Origin of the sequence: Crossiella sp. CA198 (assembly GCF_052078295.1) — a bacterium.
Taxonomy (GTDB): Bacteria; Actinomycetota; Actinomycetes; order Mycobacteriales; family Pseudonocardiaceae; genus Crossiella.
Genome location: NZ_JBQJIM010000021.1, coordinates 25,318 through 41,913 on the forward strand (window position 1 = coordinate 25,318; position 16,596 = coordinate 41,913).

The window sequence follows — 16,596 nt, forward strand, 5'->3', positions numbered from 1 at the left end:
AGAAACATGAAGATCACTCACCGTTTCGCCGCCCTGGCCGCCGTGGTGGCCGCCGGGACCGCCACCCTCACCATGACGCTGCCCAGCGCGGCCGAGGCCGCCGCCGCGGGCTTCCCGACCTGCGACCTCAGCGAGAAGGTCAAGGAACTCCAGCGCTGGGACACCAACAACCAGTACAACATCATCGTCTGGAAGGAATCCGCCCGCGCCAGCAGCGATCTGCACGGCGTGGCCGCGCAGGACTTCGCCAACTTCCACGAGTGCAAGAACACGGTGCAGCACTCCAACTACTTCTGGGCCGCGTTCCGGGAAGGCACCTTCGTGCACCAGGGCGACGGCGGCTATCGCAACTGGGCCTTCGTCGGCAACTTCCAGCGCGACGGCGAAACCGTCCGCTTCTTCCCCCGCTGACCCCTGATCGGAGTGAGAACCATGAGCGTCAAGAGCATCGGCGTCAAGGTGCTGACCGCACTCGCCCTGGTGGGCACGGTGGCCGTGGCCGCGCCCGCGACCGGGTTCGCCGACGAGTACCTGCACACCTGCGACCTCAGCAAGAAGATCGACGAACTGCAGGGCTGGGGCGCGGACCGGAGCAACAACATCATCGTCTACAAGGACTCCGCGCGGGCCAACTCCTGGTTCGAGGGGGTTGTCTCGCAGGGGCAGAAGCAGGCGATGGCGTGCAACGAGCACTGGGCCCCGTCCACCTTCCACTGGGTGGTGTTCAAGGGGCGCGGCTACTTCGAGCACAAGGGTGACGGCGGTTACCGCAACTGGGCCTTCTACGGGGTCTTCGACCGGGACGGCGAGAAGGTCAACTTCCACGCCCGCTGACCGCCCGCGCGGGGTGTGGCCCAATCGGGTCGCACCCCGCAAGCGCTTTCCAGGACTGTCCACAATGCACGAATGGGGGGTCCGGGAGTGCGCTTCGAGTTCACCTGGAGTACCGGATCAGCCCGGCCTCTCGCCGCCGGGGCCTTCGCGGTGCTTACCTCAGCCCATGAACCGCCCCACGGTGCTGGCCGACCGCCTGCGTGACAAGCGCAAGCGTGAGTTCTTCGGCCGCGCAGCCGAACTCGCCGAGTTCACCGCCATGCTCGACGGCCAGACCGGCACCCCGGTCGTGCTGTTCCTGCACGGGCCCGGCGGGATCGGCAAGTCCACGTTGTTGCGCAACTACGCCGAACTGGCCGCGGACCGGGGCCGTCCGGTGTTCGAGGTGCTCGGCGGCGACGCCGGCGGCTCGCCAGAGGGCTTCCTCCGCCTGGCCGCGACCGCGCGGACCGAACCGGCCGCGGTGCTGCTGGTGGACGCCTTCGAGGACTGCCAGCACCTCGCGCCCTGGCTGCAGGAGTCCTTCCTGCCGGAGTTGCCGGTGACCGCGCTGGTGGTCATCGCCGGGCGGTGCGCGCCCGATCCGCGCTGGACCGCCGCACCCGGCTGGAACCAGGTGCTGGGCGTGCGTGAACTCGGTGAACCGCCCGCGCCCGCGGTCGAGGAACTGCTGGCCGCCAGGGGCGTGCCGAACACCCGGTGGGCCGCGGTGACCCGCTTCGCCGGCGGGCATCCACTGGCGCTGAGCCTGGCAGGCGGGATCGCGATGCGGGAACCCGAGCACAGCGGCCTCGCCGAACAGGCCGTGGCCTCGGCCCTGCTGCCGCACCTGCTCGCCGGGGACGTGCCCAGTCCGGCACACCGCAGGGCCCTGGAGGTCTGCGCCAGGGCGTACGGCACCACCGAGGGCCTGCTGCGCGCGGTGCTGCCCGAGCACGACGCGGCCCCGCTGTTCGAGTGGTTGCGGCGGTTGCCCTTTGTCTCGGCCGGCCGGTACGGGCTGGCGCCGCACGACGTGGTGCGCGCGGTGCTGTCGGCCGACCTGCGCTGGCGCGACCCGGCCGGATTCGCCGACCTGCACCGGCGGCTGCGCGGACAGGCCCTGGTCCGGGTGCGCGCCGCCTCGCCCGCCACCGTGCTGCGGGAGGCCGCCGCACTGCGTTACCTCTACCGCGACAGCGGGGTCCCGTCCTACCAGCACCAGTGGCGCCGCGACGGCGAGGTGATCGAGACGCCCTGCCAGGAACGCGACCAGCACGACGTGCTGGAACTGGCCCAGTCGACCGGCGAGGCGGAGCGGGTCCAGTGGTGGCTGGGCAGGCAGCCCGGCGCGTTCCGGGTGCTCCGCTGCGCGGACACCGGCGACCTAGTTGGGCTCACCGCGTGGCTGCGGCTGCTGCGGCCGGAACCCGCTGAGCTGGCCGACCCGGTGGTGGCCGCGGCCTGGCGGCACGCCGAGTCCACCAGCCCGCTCCGCGAGGGCGAGCACCTCGGCCTGGCCCGGTTCTCGATGCTCCGCACCGGACATCGCGGCGCGGGCCCGGCGCGGGACCTGATCCGGTGGCGGCTGCTGGCCGAGATGCTCCGCGGCGAGCGGCTGGCCTGGACCTACCTGGTGGCCGAGGCCGGTGAGCCGTGGCGGGGCTGGATGACCGAGAGCGAACAGCCCCCGGCAGGCGAACCGCTGGAGATCGGCGGGCGGCGCTTCGCGCTCTACGCCCACGACTGGCGCGACCGCCCGGCCGAGCAGTGGCTGACAGCGGCCGACCAGCGCCTGCTGGAGGGCACCGCACCCGCCGAGGCCGGAGTGCTGTGCCGGGCCGAGTTCGACGAGGCGGTGCGCGAGGCGGTCCGCGCCCTGCACCGGCCCGAGGCGCTGGCATCGAGCGCGCTGGTGCGCACCCGGCTGCTGGCCGCACACTGCGGCAGACGCGCCGAGGAGGCGTTGCGCGAGGTGCTCACCACGGCCATCGAGGGCCTGGCCGCCGACCCGCACTGCGGCAAGGCGCACCGCGCGCTGGTGGTCACCTTCGTCACCGGCACCGCCACCAGGGAGGCCGCCGCCGCCCGGCTCGGCCTGCCGTTCAGCACCTACCGCAGGCACCTGGCCACCGGGCTGGACCGGCTCTGCGACTCGCTGTGGCACTGGGCCAACCAAGCAGCGTGAGCACGCCGCGACCGCGCGCACCAGTAAGGTTTGTCGATCAGGGCAACCTAGAGCACATGCTGGAGCGTCTTTCACGGTGGTGGACGAAAACCAACGGTCGAGGACCGCGCTGCTGACCGACCGCCCTCACGCGGGGGCGGTTTTCGGTGTCCGGCTGAAACACTGGCTGACCAGGGAACCCGTGCTGGCCGCCGGGTTCTCGCTGCTGGCCGCGATCGTGCTGACCTGGCCCACGCTGGCCGGGCTGACCGACACCATCCCGCAGGACACCGCCGACCCGCTGCTGCAGGCCTGGCAGGTCGCCTGGAACGGTCACGCGCTGCTGTCGGACCCGGGCAATCTGTGGCAGACCAACGCCTTCTTCCCGGCCAAGGACGCGCTCGCCTTCAGTGACAGCCTGCTCGGCTACGCCCCGGCAGGCCTGATCGGCAACGGCCCGGTGGCCGCGCTGGTCCGGTACAACCTGCTGTTCATCCTCGCCTACGCGCTGGCCTGCGCTGGCGGGTACGCGCTGGCCAGGCAGCTGGGCGCGAGCTGGCAGGGCGCCGCGGTGACCGGCTTCGCCTTCGCCTTCGCGCCGTGGCGACTGGCCCACGGCGGCCACCTGAACATCCTGTCCACCGGCGGTATCGCGCTGGCCCTGGCCATGCTGGCCCGCGGCCACGGCTTCAGTCTGCGCGAGGGCTACCGGCCCGACCGGGTCCGCCCTGGCTGGGCACTGGCCGGCTGGCTGGTCGCGGCCTGGCAGATGACCCTGGGCTTCGGCATCGGCCTGCCCTTCGCCTACGTGCTCGCCGGCGTGGTGCTGGTCTCGGTGATCCGCTGGTTCACCACCGGCCGCCCGCCGCTGCGCAACCGCCTGTTCAGCTTCGACGTCGCGGGCGGCGCGGCCTTCGCGCTGACCTCGATCCTGATGGGCCTGCCCTACCTGCGGGTGCTCACGGCCAACCCGGACGCCCGCCGCAGCCTGTGGGACGTCGACGTGCACAGCCCGCCCTGGTACGGCTTCTTCCTGGCCCCCAACGAATCCGCGATCTGGGGCGATGTCAGCGAACGCGGCCGCGAAGGCCTGGCCGCGCCCGCCGAGATGACCCTGCTGGTCGGCCTGATCCTGATCACCCTGGCCGTCTTCGGCCTGACCGTGTCCGCGTGGTCCCGCAAGACCCGGGTGTGGCTGACCGTCGGCACCGCCGTCTCGGTGATCCTCGCCATGGGCACCAAGGTCTTCGGCGACGGCGAGTACACCTACCTGCTGCTCTACCACTACCTGCCGGCCTGGGACGCCATCCGCACCCCCAGCCGCCTGGTCGTCTGGACCACCCTGCTACTCGGCCTGCTCGCCGCCGGCGGCGTCACCTACCTGTGCGAACGCGCCCCGCGGCGCAACCGACCCCTGGTCAGCGTCGCCCTGCTGCTGCCCGCGCTGCTGGTGCTGACCGAGGGCGCCAACCGCACCGCGCACCCCGAGGTCCCCACCTCGCCGGTGGCCATGCGCATCCTGCGTTCCCCGGCGCTGATCCTGCCCTCGGACCAGATCGAGGACCAGCAGACCATGTTCTTCTCCACCGACGGCTTCCCGGTGCTGGCCAACGGCGGCAGCGGTTTCCTGCCCAAGATCACCGACGAGCTGCGGCAGCGGACGAAGAACTTCCCGGACGCGGCGAGCGCGGCGTACCTGCGGCAGCTGGGCGTGCGCACCGTGGTGGTGCACAACCGGCCACGGAACAACCCGGCGTTCCAGCGGGCCAGGTCGGCGCCGCTGGGGGAGCTGAACATCGTCGGCAAGCGAGTGGACGACGACGTGTACATCTTCTCCCTGGAGTGACCCCGCCGATCCGATTCCGAATCACACCCGGTTGCCTGAACAACCTGCCGCGGGTTAAGGTCTTTCCCGTGACTGCCGGGTCGGCCTTGAGCCACTACCGAGTTGGGTTCCCGGCCTCCGCGTGAGGCCAGGGTGGGCCAGGAGCCCGCCACCCATTTCCGCTACATCCCACGACGGTGTGCTATCCCGTCGTCTTCGCGCACCCCCAGCTCTGAGCTGCGCTGACGTGCGCCTTCCGCCGTAACACCCGCAACACCCGATGCGCTGACGCGCGTCAAAAAACTCAAGCACCCGTCGCGCTGACGGCTGCCCACATTCGCTTTCCGCTCGTTCCGACGAGCGGCTATCAGTCATGCCTGAAGAATGGAGAATAATGGATTTCAACAAGCAGGTCATCGAGGAGTTCCGCGCCAACAACGGCCGTGTCGGCGGCTATTTCGAGGGTTCGCGGCTGCTGCTCACCACCACCGGCGCCCGCTCCGGCAAGCCGCACACCAACCCCGTCGGCTACTACCCGGACGGCGACGGCCGCGCCCTGATCATCGGCAGCGCGGGCGGCTCACCCAAGCACCCCGACTGGTTCCACAACCTGGTGGCCACCCCGGAGTTGACGGTGGAGGACGGCGTCTTCACCTACGAGGCCAAGGCCACCGTGCTGACCGGCGCGGACCGCGACCAAGCCTTCGCCCGAGCGGTGGAGGCCGACGAGGGCTGGGCCGAGTACCAGTCCAAGACCACCCGGGTGATCCCGGTGGTCATCCTGGAAGCGACCTCCGGCGGACCGCCGAACGCCGGCTCCGCGTCCGAGGCGCTCAAGCAGGTGCACAACGCCTTCCGCCGCGAACTCGCCCTGATCCGCACCGAGTTCGCCAAGTCCGGCCGCACCCTGGGCGTGCAACTGCGCATCAACTGCCTGACCCTGTGCCAGGGCCTGCGCAACCACCACACCGGCGAGGACATGGCGATCTTCCCCTTCCTCGCCGACAAGTACCCCGAGTTCGAGCCCACCATCGACCGACTCCGCTCAGACCACGTCCGCATCGCCGAACTCACCGCCGAACTCCAGCAAACCCTGGACAACGTGGACGCCGACCCCCAGCTAGTCCTGGCCGAAGTAGAACGCCTCACCACCGAACTCGAAAACCACCTCGACTACGAAGAAGCCCAGCTAATCCCAGTCCTACAAGTAGCCATGTCCTAACCCCCACCGGCGTGTTGGCCGTTGTCGTACACCGAGTTGGCCGTTACGGACGCCGAGTTGGCCGTTGTCGTACGGCACGTTGGCCGTTGTTGTACGCCATAGGCCGCTGCGAGCGGGCGAAGCCCGGGACGGGCAGCGGGGGTGGCTTTTCGAAAACTTTCCCCGAGCGGTTCCCCATCCCCGTCAGCCTGGAGAGGACACACCGCATCTCACCGAGTGGCCCCTGCAACCTGCCGCCGCCCTGCAACCCAACGCGACGGGGGCCGCTCGGTGAGATGTGGTTTGGTATCGGAGGGCTGACGGGGATGGGGAACCGCACACGAACACTGCTCTTTGCCCTTGATCTTCTCCCCCCATCCTTTGATTCCTGCCCGTCCGGCGAGGACGATCTTGATCTTCGCTCTTGACTGTCCACCCGAAGATCAAAAAAGGATGGCCTCGCCGGCCGGGCAGACCACCGGAGGGGTGGGGCAGATCAAACCCCGGCATGAGCAGGTTGCGGGGCGGGGTTTGGGCTGCCGGGGCCGGTTCCAGCGTGGCTCCGAGGGCTCGCGTGCTCTCCGCACGGCCTTCCGCCAGCCAACCACACCTCACCGAGCGGCCCCCGTTGCGGCTCCGAGGGCCGGGCGGCGGCAGGTTGCAGGGGCCACTCGGCGAGGCGCGGTCTGCATGCTCCAGGCCGTACGGAGAACACGCGAGAGCCCTCGTCGTGGGGTTTTCACCCCCAACCACACCCCCCGCTCCGTCCCACAACGGCCAACGTGGCGTACGACAACCGCCAACTCGCCGTCCATAACGGCCAACTCGCCGTACGAGTTCGGCCAACACTCGGTGGGGGTTACAGGCTTTGGGGGCCGCCGGGGGTGGTGGTGCGGGCGGTGACGACTGTGTGGCCGATGGTGGCGGATTCTTCGTCGGCGTAGCGGCGGTAGCCGTCGGCGGTGACCACCGCGACCACGGGGAAGATGTTGCGGGTCAGGTCGGGGCCGCCGGTGGCGGTGTCCTCGTCGGCGGCGTCGTAGAGGGCTTCGACGCAGGCGCGTACGGCCTGGGCCTCGGTGAAGCCGGGGCGGAACAGCTTTTTCAGGGAGCTGGTGGCGAAGATCGAGCCGGAGCCGACCGCCGCGTAGTTCTTCTCCTCGGTGCGGCCGCCGATGATCTCGTAGCCGAAGATCCGGCCCTCGCCGCGGGTCTGGTCGAAACCGGCGTAGAGCGGGACCACCGCCAGCCCCTGCTGGGCCAGGCCGAAGTTGCCGCGGACCATGGAGTTGAGCTGGTTGGCCTTGCCCTCCAGGGTCAGCGAGACGCCTTCGATCTTCTCGTAGTGTTCCAGTTCGACCTGGAACAACCGGACCAGTTCGACCGCGATGCCCACGGTGCCCGCGAAGGCGACCACCGAGTACTCGTCGGCCTGGCGGACCTTCTCCAGGTCGCGCTGGGCGATGAGGTTTCCTGCCGTTGCCCGGCGGTCACCGGCCATCACCACACCACCGTCGAAGACCACCGCGAGCACCGTGGTGCCGTGCGGGGCGTTGACCTTGCGCCGCGGGACCTGGTGCCAGGGCAGCAGGTGCGGGGCCTCGGTCGACAGGTGGCGGAGGAACGAGGAGTCGGCCATGTCGATCAGCTAAGCGCACGGTGGCCTACCTGGACAAGCGACAGGGCCCGCTCCTACGCGGTGGGCCGGAAGAACCCGAGGAAGGGCATGCCGACGTTGCTGGTGCGCAGCGCGGTCAGCCGCACCGGGTCACCGGCCTCGATCATCCGGCCCTTGTCCACGTACATCGCCACATGCCCCTGCCACACGATCAGGTCACCCGGCCGCAGGTCCTCCCGCGCGACAGGCGAACCGACCGCCTGGTCGGTGGAGTGCCGGGGCAGCGTGACACCCGCCTGGCGGTAGGCCCAGCTGGTCAGGCCGGAGCAGTCGAAGCTCTCACCCGGCTTGACCGCACCCCACTCATACGGCAGCCCGAGCTGGCTCAGCGCCGCGCGCACCGCGGCCGCCGCCCGCTCGGTCGGCGCGGCCTTGCCGCTGAAGACCGCCGGGGTCAGCGGGCCACCGTTGGCCACCAGCAGTTCCCGCCAGGTGAGCTTGTCCGCCCGGCCGGTCACCGGCAGTGACCGCTTGGCCTGGAACTCACGGACCGCGGCAGTGGTGCTCGGACCGTAGGACGGGTTCTTCGGGGACAGCTTCGCGCCGGTGGCCTTGGTGAGCAGCGTCTTGAGCTGCCCCACCGACTCGGCGTCCCGGCTACCCGCCTTCAGCGCGGGCAGCGCCGCGGCCACCCGCTCCATCCGCTGCCGCAGCTGCGCCTCGGCCAGCCGGCCCGCGAGCTGGGGCAGGCTCGCGCACAACTCCTCCCGGCGACGCAGGTGCTCCCGCTGCAACCGGTCCGCGGAGGCGGCCACCACCCCCGCCCAGTCCTGCGGTACCGCCTGCGCGGGCAGCGCGGGCAACGGGTCGGCGCAGAGCTTCTCCACACCGCCGATCGCGAGCCGCGCGGCCTTGAGGTCACCGGCGCGCAGCGTCTGATCGAAGCGGGTCAGTTCGGTCTCGACCGCGGTCAGCCTGCGCTGTGTCTCGGCGACCCTGGCCAGTGCCTCGGCGGCCAGGGCGTCCGGCTGGTCGGCCGGGGTGAGCACGGGGGCCAGCGCGGGCGGCGCGACTGGTGGCGCCACCGGCGGTGTGGCCGCCGGGCCCTGGTCGGCCGGTGCGGCCAGGGCCGCGGTCGGCGCCGACACGAGCGTGGCCACTCCGATGGTCATGAGGGCGAAACGCGCCCCGACTCGGCCAGACGGCATTCGGTGGTCTCCCCGCGGTGCTCGTCGTTACTGCGGTCGCTGTGCGTGGCCAGGGTTAGCACAGCCCGCCGTCGACTGCTGGGCGGACCCTGCTCGCGCCGGGCGTGTTTCATCCGTTCGCGCCAGTCCGGGTCCACTGTGGACCCGGCCCGGTTGTTGCTCGGGAAACTTGGTTACCCAGTGAATTCGTTCATCAATCCGGGGTGGGCGGTCCCCGCTTCACGGTAATCAGACAAGGCGAATGCGTTCCCCATTCGGGGTTCTCCAGGCGAGGACTGGTTTAGCAGCCCCGATGATCGTCCCGGCGCGCCGTCCGTGGCGTGGTGAGCGTACGGGAGGATCTCGGTGTCCAGTGGTGAAGGCCGGCGGCACAGACGCTGGCGGAGCAGGGTGGCCGCGGGGATCACTCCGGCATTGTTGGTCGGCGGACTGACCGTCGCGGGCGGCGGTATCGCCCCACCGGTGGCGCAGGCACAGCCGCCGGTCTGTCCCACCGGCACCACCGCGGTGCCGATCACCTGGGGCGCCAACGGCGCGGTGCGCTGGCCACGCAACTCGATGAGCACCTCGGCGACCAACATCGCCGGTTCCGGCCTGGACCTCAACATCAGCCTCAGCGACCCGGCCAACCGCAACGGCGACGACTCGAACCCGTTGCAGGACACCGGTGAAGCCAATTCCAACGGCACCCTGTTCGGCTGGGATCCGCGTACCTACACCGAAACCGACGGCGCGTTCGGCGCGGGCTTCCTCACCATCGAGATGAACAGCCTCAACGCCGGCGACACCATGACGTTCCGGTTCAAGTTCTCCCATCCGGTGCTGCTGCCCAACTTCTCCGTCGGCGACATCGACTACGCCGGCCTGGGCGCCTCCCCGAACGAGGAACCCTGGAACTCCTTCCAGGACCAGATCCGGTTCACCGCGAACCGCCAGGGCCTGCCGGTGGGCGTCACGCTGACCCCGGCAGGCGGCGCCCGCCCGGTGATCACCGGCGGCACCGCGGTCGGCGGCCCCTACCAGCTCAACACCAACGGCGATGTCACCCCGGACGCGGCCGCGGGCACCCTGCGCGGCAAGACCGACGAGCCGGTCACCGAGTTCGTGCTGGCCTACTCCAACGGCCCCGACGATGTGGCGGCCGAGGCCGGACCCAGTTACCCGCCGCCGATCCCGCCGCTGACCGCCCCGGCCAGCTCGGTCTCGGACAGCCACGCGGTGCGGCTCAACTTCTTCACCACCTGCATGGGCATCGGCAGCATCGGCGACACCCTCTACACCGATGTCGACGGCGACGGCGTGCAGGACCCCGGTGAGCCCGGCATCGGCGGCGCCAAGGTGCAACTCCTTGACCCACAAGGCAATGTGGTGCAGACCGCGACCACCGACGCCAACGGCAAGTACCTGTTCGACCAGCTGCCCGCGTTCAACTGGACCGTGCGGGTGGACCCGACCACCCTGCCCGCCGGATACACCCAGACCGGGGATCCGGACGCCACCAAGGACAACAAGACCACGGTGGACCTGAAAGCCGGGCAGAACGTGCTCACCGCGGATTTCGGCTATCGCCCACCACTGGGCACCATCTCCGGCACGGTGTTCAGCGACCGCAACGACAACGGGATGCTCAACGCCCCCGATGACGCCGGAATCGCCGGTACCACAGTCACGTTGACCGGTCAGGACCTGGCCGGGAACCCGGTGAACCTGACCACGACCACCGGCGCGGACGGGAAGTACTCCTTCCCGAACCTGCCCGCTGGCACTTACCAGGTCAAGGAAACCCAGCCACCCGGTTACCACGACGGCAAGGACACACCGGGCACGAACGCCTCCCCGAGCGGCAACGACACCTTCCTGATCACGTTGCCACCAGGCGGTTCCAGTCCCGGCAACAACTTCGCCGAACTGCCCACCGGCAGCCTGGCCGGCCAGGTTTACGTGGACGCCAACAACAACGGCGTCCGTGATGGTGCTGAACTCCCGATCCCGGGCGCGACCGTCAAGCTCACCGGCACCGACGACGCGGGCAACCCGGTCAGCCTGACCGCGACCACCGACGCCAACGGCGCCTACACCTTCGACCGGTTGCGGCCCGGCACCTACGCGGTCACCGAGACCCAGCCGACGGGGTACCTGGACGGCAAGGACAAGGCGGGTTCGGCGGGTGGCACGGTCGGCAGCGACACGGTCACCGCGGTCAACCTGGCCCTCGGCCAGGCGGCCACCGGCTATGATTTCGGCGAACTCCCACCGGCCGGGATCTCCGGCAAGGTGGTCGAGGACGACGGCACCCCGATCCCGGGTGTGACGATCACGTTGACCGGCACCGATTCCGACGGTAACCCGGTCAGCAAGACCACAACGTCCACTTCGGACGGTTCCTGGTCCTTCCCCGGCCTACTGCCGGGCACCTACACGGTGACCGAGACCCAGCCACCGGGATTCGGCGACGGGCCCGACACCGCAGGGCCGGGCGGTGGCACGCCCACCGAACCCGACAAGATCGTCGGCATCGCCCTGGACCCCGGTGAGAACGCGCCCGGCAACATCTTCACCGAGAAGCGTTCCTCGCTCGCCGGGCAGGTGTACGCCGACGCCAACAACAACGGTATGCGGGATGCCGGTGAGGCGCCGATTGCCGGTGCCACAGTCACTTTGACCGGCACGGACGCGAGCGGGCAGCCGGTCAGCAAGACGGCGACCACGGATGCGGACGGCAAGTACAGCTTCGATCGGCTGCTCTCCGGCACCTATGCGGTGACTGAGTCTCAGCCCGCGGATTACCTGGATGGCAAGGACAAGGCGGGTTCGGCGGGTGGCGTGGTCGGCAACGACACCGTGTCCGCGATCAGCCTGCCCGGCGGGACGGCGGCTACCGGGTACGACTTCGGTGAGCTGGTTCCGGCCGGGATCTCCGGCAAGGTGATCGAGGATGACAACACGCCGATCCCGGGTGTGACGATCACGTTGACGGATCAGGACGGCAAGACGGCCACCACTACTACGAAGCCGGATGGGACCTGGTCGTTCCCGAACTTGCCGCCGGGCACCTACACGGTGACCGAGACCCAGCCGCCCGGCTTTGGCGACGGCCCGGAAACCCCGGGATCTGCTGGTGGCACGGCACAACCGCCGGACACCATCAGCGGGATCACGTTGACGCCTGGGCAGAGCGGCACCGACTACGTGTTCAAGGAAACCCGGTCCACGCTGGGCGGGCACGTCTACGTGGACGCCAACAACAACGGTGTCATGGACAGTGGCGAGACCGGAATCGGTGGCGCGACAGTCACTTTGACCGGCACGGACGCGAACGGGCAGCCGGTCACCAAGACCGCGACCACCGATGCTTCCGGCTACTACGAGTTCACGAAGCTGTTGTCCGGCAACTACACCGTGACCGAGACCCAGCCCGCCGGGTACCTGGACGGCAAGGACAAGGCCGGTAACGCCGGTGGCACGGTCAGCAACGACAAGGTGGCCGACGTCAAGCTGCCCGCGGGCAGTGCGGGCATGGGCTACGACTTCGGCGAGCTTGCCCCGGCCGGGATCTCCGGCAAGGTGGTCGAGGACGACGGCACCCCGATCCCGGGTGTGACGATCACGTTGACCGATCAGGACGGCAAGACGGCCACCACTACTACGAAGCCGGATGGCACCTGGTCGTTCCCGAACCTGCCGCCGGGCACCTACGCGGTGACCGAGACCCAGCCGCCTGGGTTCGGCGATGGCCCGGACACCCCGGGTTCCGCCGGTGGCACGCCGCAGCAGCCGGACACGATCAGCGGGATCACGTTGACGTCTGGGCAAAGTGGCACCAACTACGTGTTCACCGAGAAGCGGTCCTCGCTCGCCGGGCAGGTGTACGCCGATGCCAACAACAACGGCGTGCGGGATGCCGGTGAGGCCCCGATTGCCGGTGCCACGGTCACTTTGACCGGCACGGATGCGAACGGGCAGCCGGTCAGCAAGACGGCGACCACCGATGTGGATGGCAAGTACCTCTTCGACCGGTTGTTGTCCGGAATCTATGCGGTGAAGGAGAACCAGCCGACGGACTACCTGGATGGCAAGGACAAGGCGGGTTCGGCGGGTGGCACGGTCGGCAACGACACGGTCACCGCGATCAGCCTGTCCGGTGGGACCGCGGCTACCGGTTACGACTTCGGTGAGCTGCCCCCGGCCGGGATCTCCGGCAAGGTCGTGGAGGACGACGGCACGCCGATCCCGAACGTGACGATCACGTTGACGGACAAGGACGGCAAGACCACCACCACGGTCACGAAGTCGGACGGCACCTGGTCCTTCCCGAACCTGCCGCCCGGCACCTACACGGTGACCGAGACCCAGCCACCCGGTTTCGGTGACGGCCCGGACACCCCGGGTTCCGCCGGTGGCACGCCGCAGCAGCCGGACACCTTCACCGGGATCACGCTGACGCCCGGCCAGAGCGGTAGCGGGTATGTGTTCACCGAGAAGCGGTCCTCGATCGCGGGCACGGTGTACGTGGACACCAACGACAACGGCGTCCAGGACCCGTCCGAACCCGGCATCCCCGGCGCGAAGGTGACGCTCACCGGACCGGACGGGGCGATCAAGACCGCCACCACCGACGCCAAGGGCGACTACCTGTTCGAGCGGTTGCTCGGCGGCGACTACACCATCACCGAAACCCAGCCCGCGGACTACACCGACGGCAAGGACGCCCTCGGTTCGGCCGGTGGCACGCTGGTGCCGCCGGACTCGATCAAGCTGACGCTGCCCAACGGCAATGCCGCCACCGGGTACGACTTCGGCGAGGTCGGGGCCGCGATCACCGGCACCGTGTGGGTGGACACCGACGGCGACGGGGTCATCGACCCGGCTGAGTCGAAGCGGTTGTCCGGCACCGAGATCGTGTTGCTGGACAAGGACGGCAAGGAGGTCGGCCGGACCAAGACCGACGCCGCAGGCAACTACGCCTTCCCTGGCCTGCCGCCCGGTGACTACACCGTGCGGGAGACCCAGCCCGGCGGCTACGGCACCACCACGCCGAACGAGGTGAAGGTGACCGTGCCCGCGGGTGGCACCGGCAAGGCCGACTTCGGTGAGCAGCTCGGTGCGATCGGCGACTTCGTCTGGTCGGACACCAACGCCGACGGCGTGCAGGACCCGGGTGAGCCGGGCGTCACCGGGGTGACAGTGATTCTGTTGGACGACAAGGGAATCGAGGTCGCCAAGACCACCACCGGGGCCGACGGCAAATACGGGTTCACCGATGTTCCGGCCGGTAGCTACCAGGCTGCCTTCCAGTTGCCGTCGGGACAGGCGTTCACGGTGGCGGGCAAGGGAACCGATGGCACCGGGTCGGATCCGGACCTCACGACCGGCCGCACCCCGGCCATCGTGATCGCGGTGACCGACGGGAAGATCAGCCAACGGTCCGATGTGGACGCCGGGCTGGTCAAGGCCAAGCCGGACCTCGCGGTGGACCTCACCGTGGACAAGCCGACCGCCAACCCCGGTGACAAGGTCACCTACACCGGCGTGGTCAGCAACACCGGCAACACCCCGGTCAAGGGCCAGGAATACCGGCAGACCGTGCCGCCGGGCCTGACCATCACCTCGGTGACCGGGGACGGCTGGACCTGCCAGGTCAACGGCCAGGAGGTCGTGTGCACCCGGCCGGACGTGCTGCTGCCGGGCGGTAAGACGCCGCCGGTGACGGTGGTGACCACCGCGAAGACCCCAGGGACCTCGCTGGTGAGCACCGCGACCACCAAACCCCTTGACGGACAGGTGGAAACCAACCTGGCCAACAACACCGACACGGTCGATCTCACCGTGAACGCGGCCAAGCCGGGCACCGGCAAGCTCGCCGACACCGGTGACGAAACCGCGCCGCTACTCGCCTGGGGCCTGCTGCTCCTGCTGGGCGGCACCGGCCTGGTGGCGGGCTCCTTCCGGAAACGGAGGCGCCGCAGCTGATCCGCTGACCGAGTGACGAACCGGGACGGTGTCCACAGTGGACACCGGCCCGGTTCGTGTCAGTGCTTGATCGCGGTGAGCACGATCCCGTCCTCGGCCAGCCAGCGGCCGGTGAAGCCGGTCAGCTGCTGCCCGGCCACGATCGGACCGGGTACCAGCAGGGTCGCGGTGAAGGTGCCGTCGGCGGCGATGGCCAGGCGGGCCTCGTCGAAGCCAAGCATCTTGCGGGCGTGCGGGTACCACGCCTTGTACACCGATTCCTTGGCACTGAACAACAACCGGTCCCAACTCACTGAACGATCCACGCCGAGCCGCCGCAGCATTGTGCGTTCCTCGGGCAGGGACACCGCTTCCAAGACGCCCTCGGGCAGCGGCTCGTTGGGTTCGGCGTCGATGCCCAGGCTGTGCGCGTCCGTGCTCCTGGCCACCGCGGCGGCCCGGTATCCGGCGCAGTGCGTGATGCTGCCGACGAATCCGGTCGGCCACTGCGGCGCGCCGCGTTCATCCGGCAGGATCGGCGCGGGCGGTTCACCGAGGGCAGCCAGGGCCTGGCGGGCGCACCAGCGGGCGGCGGTGAACTCCGCGCGCCGCTTGGGCACCGACTTGGCCAGCAACGCTTCCTCGGCCGGGAACAGGTCCACAGTGGACTGGTCAACCCTGGTCTGCACGGCGACGACCGGGGCCGGCAACAGGCGGTTGATCACGGATTCTCCTCCGCCGGCAGGATCTGGCGGAGCGGGCCGCGCGGCAGGCCGCCGTACATCTTCCGCTCCCTGGGGTAGCCGATGGAGACCTCCTCGAACCGCACCCCGTCATAGGTGGTGGTGCGCGGGATGTGCAGATGCCCGTACACCGCGGCGCTCACCCGGTAACGACGGTGCCAGTCCGCGGTGCCCTCGGTGCCGCACCACAGCGCGAACTCCGGATAGCGCAACACAAACGTGGGATCGCGCACCAGCGGCCAGTGGTTGACCAGCACCAGCGGCAGGCTCGCATCATGCGCGTCCAGCCGCCGCTGGGTGATGGTCAGCCGGGACCGGCACCAGGCGTCGCGGCTGGGATACGGGTTGGGGTGCAACAGGAACTCGTCCGTGCACACCACGCCCGCGGCATGCGCCTTGGCCAGTGCGGCGGCCTTGTCGTCGGCCGGATCGGTGCGGAAGGTGTAGTCGTAGAGCACAAAAAGCGGGGCGATGGCCACCGGGCCGCCCGCGCCGCGCCACACCGGGAACGGGTCCTCCGGGGTGTAGACACCCAGCTCGCGGCACAGCTCGACCAGCCGCCGGTAGCGCTGGTCCCCGCGCAGCTGCACCGGGTCCTCCTTCGGCGTCCACAGCTCGTGGTTGCCGGGCACCCAGATCACCGTGTCGAACCGCTGCGCCAGCAGGGTCAGCGCCCACTCGATGTCGGCGTACAGCTCGCCCACGTCCCCGGCCACGATCAGCCAGTCGCCGGGATGGCCGGGGTGCAGCTGCTCCTCGACGATCGTCCGGTTCTCCGGATAGGCGACGTGCAGGTCGCTGACGGCGAGCAGCCTGGGTTCGGGGTGAGCCACACGAACACTATAAAGGCGAGCGGAACCAGAGAAATCCTATTTAGAAAAGTTCTCTGTGAGTTGTGTCTCCGGGCTTGGTAAGGCATTGTCGGCATGGTTGTCTTGGTGCGGTGAGTCAGCTGGAAACATCGCTGAAACACTGGCGAACTGGGGTGTCTCCACCCGCCCCTATGTGGCTCTGAACTGCACGGATGCCCATAGGTGCGGCGGGGTGACGACAAATGAGGCAAGTAGGTGAA

At 69.5% G+C, this 16,596-nt stretch carries 10 protein-coding genes; 6 read left to right on the forward strand and 4 right to left on the reverse strand.

Annotated elements, in window-relative coordinates; all coding sequences use genetic code 11:
• Positions 1–6 precede the first annotated feature (6 nt).
• From ACTOWY_RS31515 to ACTOWY_RS31535, 5 genes are all read left to right on the forward strand, one after another.
• Positions 7–411, forward strand: a complete 405-nt coding sequence (locus tag ACTOWY_RS31515; protein ID WP_441313246.1) for a hypothetical protein — start codon at positions 7–9, stop codon at positions 409–411.
• Between the two features lie 21 nt (positions 412–432).
• Positions 433–834, forward strand: coding sequence for a hypothetical protein (locus ACTOWY_RS31520; RefSeq protein ID WP_441313247.1), 402 nt, complete (start codon positions 433–435; stop codon positions 832–834).
• Positions 835–1,000: 166 nt separating this feature from the next.
• On the forward strand, positions 1,001–3,001 hold the full coding sequence (locus ACTOWY_RS31525; RefSeq protein ID WP_441313248.1) for an AAA family ATPase: 2,001 nt from the start codon (positions 1,001–1,003) through the stop codon (positions 2,999–3,001).
• Between the two features lie 76 nt (positions 3,002–3,077).
• Positions 3,078–4,826 (forward strand): hypothetical protein, encoded by a 1,749-nt coding sequence (locus tag ACTOWY_RS31530; protein WP_441313249.1) that lies wholly within the window; start codon positions 3,078–3,080, stop codon positions 4,824–4,826.
• A 373-nt stretch (positions 4,827–5,199) separates the two neighbouring features.
• Positions 5,200–6,027: a nitroreductase/quinone reductase family protein gene (locus tag ACTOWY_RS31535; RefSeq protein ID WP_441313250.1), complete on the forward strand. Its 828-nt coding sequence runs from the start codon at positions 5,200–5,202 to the stop codon at positions 6,025–6,027.
• Between the two features lie 838 nt (positions 6,028–6,865).
• On the opposite strand, the gene prcB is transcribed toward ACTOWY_RS31535, so the two are convergent.
• Together prcB and ACTOWY_RS31545 are read right to left on the reverse strand one after the other, a co-directional pair.
• The gene (gene prcB, locus ACTOWY_RS31540) at positions 6,866–7,645 is read right to left on the reverse strand and encodes a proteasome subunit beta (RefSeq protein ID WP_441313251.1); all 780 of its coding nucleotides are present in this window, start codon (positions 7,643–7,645) and stop codon (positions 6,866–6,868) included.
• A gap of 53 nt (positions 7,646–7,698) precedes the next feature.
• Positions 7,699–8,796, reverse strand: coding sequence for an NlpC/P60 family protein (locus ACTOWY_RS31545; protein WP_441313252.1), 1,098 nt, complete (start codon positions 8,794–8,796; stop codon positions 7,699–7,701).
• Between the two features lie 426 nt (positions 8,797–9,222).
• Here ACTOWY_RS31545 and ACTOWY_RS31550 point away from each other — a divergent pair, with 426 nt between their 5' ends.
• Positions 9,223–14,802 carry an SdrD B-like domain-containing protein gene (locus ACTOWY_RS31550; protein ID WP_441313253.1) on the forward strand — a complete coding sequence of 1,860 codons (5,580 nt, stop codon included), beginning with the start codon at positions 9,223–9,225 and terminating at the stop codon, positions 14,800–14,802.
• A gap of 59 nt (positions 14,803–14,861) precedes the next feature.
• On the opposite strand, the gene ACTOWY_RS31555 is transcribed toward ACTOWY_RS31550, so the two are convergent.
• The gene (locus ACTOWY_RS31555; protein WP_441313254.1) at positions 14,862–15,506 is read right to left on the reverse strand and encodes a 4'-phosphopantetheinyl transferase family protein; all 645 of its coding nucleotides are present in this window, start codon (positions 15,504–15,506) and stop codon (positions 14,862–14,864) included.
• Entirely contained in the window at positions 15,503–16,357 is an 855-nt protein-coding gene (locus tag ACTOWY_RS31560; RefSeq protein ID WP_441313255.1) for a metallophosphoesterase family protein, read from the reverse strand. The genes ACTOWY_RS31555 and ACTOWY_RS31560 overlap by 4 nt, the downstream gene beginning before the upstream one ends.
• Positions 16,358–16,596 lie beyond the last annotated feature (239 nt).

Coding starts and splice junctions, on each gene's coding strand:
- ACTOWY_RS31545 (WP_441313252.1), bottom strand. CDS start 8,796: ATGACCATCGGAGTGGCCACGCTCGTGTCGGCGCCGACCGCGGCCCTG.
- ACTOWY_RS31525 (WP_441313248.1), top strand. CDS start 1,001: ATGAACCGCCCCACGGTGCTGGCCGACCGCCTGCGTGACAAGCGCAAG.
- ACTOWY_RS31520 (WP_441313247.1), top strand. CDS start 433: ATGAGCGTCAAGAGCATCGGCGTCAAGGTGCTGACCGCACTCGCCCTG.
- ACTOWY_RS31515 (WP_441313246.1), top strand. CDS start 7: ATGAAGATCACTCACCGTTTCGCCGCCCTGGCCGCCGTGGTGGCCGCC.
- prcB (WP_441313251.1), bottom strand. CDS start 7,645: ATGGCCGACTCCTCGTTCCTCCGCCACCTGTCGACCGAGGCCCCGCAC.
- ACTOWY_RS31535 (WP_441313250.1), top strand. CDS start 5,200: ATGGATTTCAACAAGCAGGTCATCGAGGAGTTCCGCGCCAACAACGGC.